An 855-nucleotide genomic window follows, 5' to 3' on the forward strand; every position below is an offset into this window, starting at 1 on the left:
CCGCTGCATTCGCAGCGGCCTTTTGTTTACTCTATTCCCCGTGCTTTTGCGCTGAACTCACAGCCGCAGTAATCCTGCCGGTAGAGGCCGTATTCCTCCGAGAGCTGCAAGCTGCGCAGATAGCCGTTCTGCTTTTTGAAGTCGGAGGGCAGGTGCTTCACGCCGAACTCCTGCTCCAGCTCCTGCCCGATGGCATTGATGCGCTTGGCATCCTTGTGGGGGCTGATGGAGAGGGTCGTGGTGAACCAGTCGAAGCCGTGCTCGGCGGCATACTGGGCCGCACGGCGCATCCGCAGCCGATAGCAGACCGTGCAGCGACTGCCGCGCTCCGGCTCGTTTTCGAGGCCCGCGACAGCGGAGTAGAACTCCTGCGGGTCGTACCGGTCTTCCACCACCGTCACGCCCAGCGGGTGGGCGGCGGCGACGAAGCGCTCCAGCTCTTCGCCCCGGCGGTGGTATTCTTCGGCGGGCCATGTGTTGGGGTTGTAGTAGAGCACGGTGATGTCGAAATACCGGCACAGCCGCTCCAGCACGGCGCTGGAACAGGGGCCGCAGCAGGCATGGAGCAGCAGCCGGGGGCGGGTGTCGCCCAGAGTTTTCAACACTTCGTCCATCTGCTGTGAAAAATTGAGTTGGTTTGACATAAGAAAAGTCCTTTGCTATACTAAAATGAACCTATAAAAGGGCAGGCTGCCCTTCATACAACCTCTCAGTCTCGCTGTCGCTCGACAGCTCCCCTTGTAGGGGAGCCTCTGGCGAAGAGGGAAAGCTTTACGGAATGCCAAAGCCTCCCCTCGTTAGGAGCAACAACGACGACCGCCGCCAGCGGCGGAAACAGGGAGTCGCTGTTGGGGC

The 855-nt window shown here is 60.8% G+C and carries 1 protein-coding gene; it reads right to left on the minus strand.

Annotated features, from left to right (window positions below; all coding sequences use genetic code 11):
• Positions 1-26 precede the first annotated feature (26 nt).
• Positions 27-644, minus strand: a complete 618-nt coding sequence (locus AAAU26_RS13800) for an epoxyqueuosine reductase QueH (protein WP_349181106.1) — start codon at positions 642-644, stop codon at positions 27-29.
• Between the last annotated feature and the right edge of the window lie 211 nt (positions 645-855).

The sequence above is a fragment of the Faecalibacterium longum genome (genome assembly GCF_040094125.1).
Lineage (GTDB): Bacteria > Bacillota > Clostridia > Oscillospirales > Ruminococcaceae > Faecalibacterium > Faecalibacterium longum.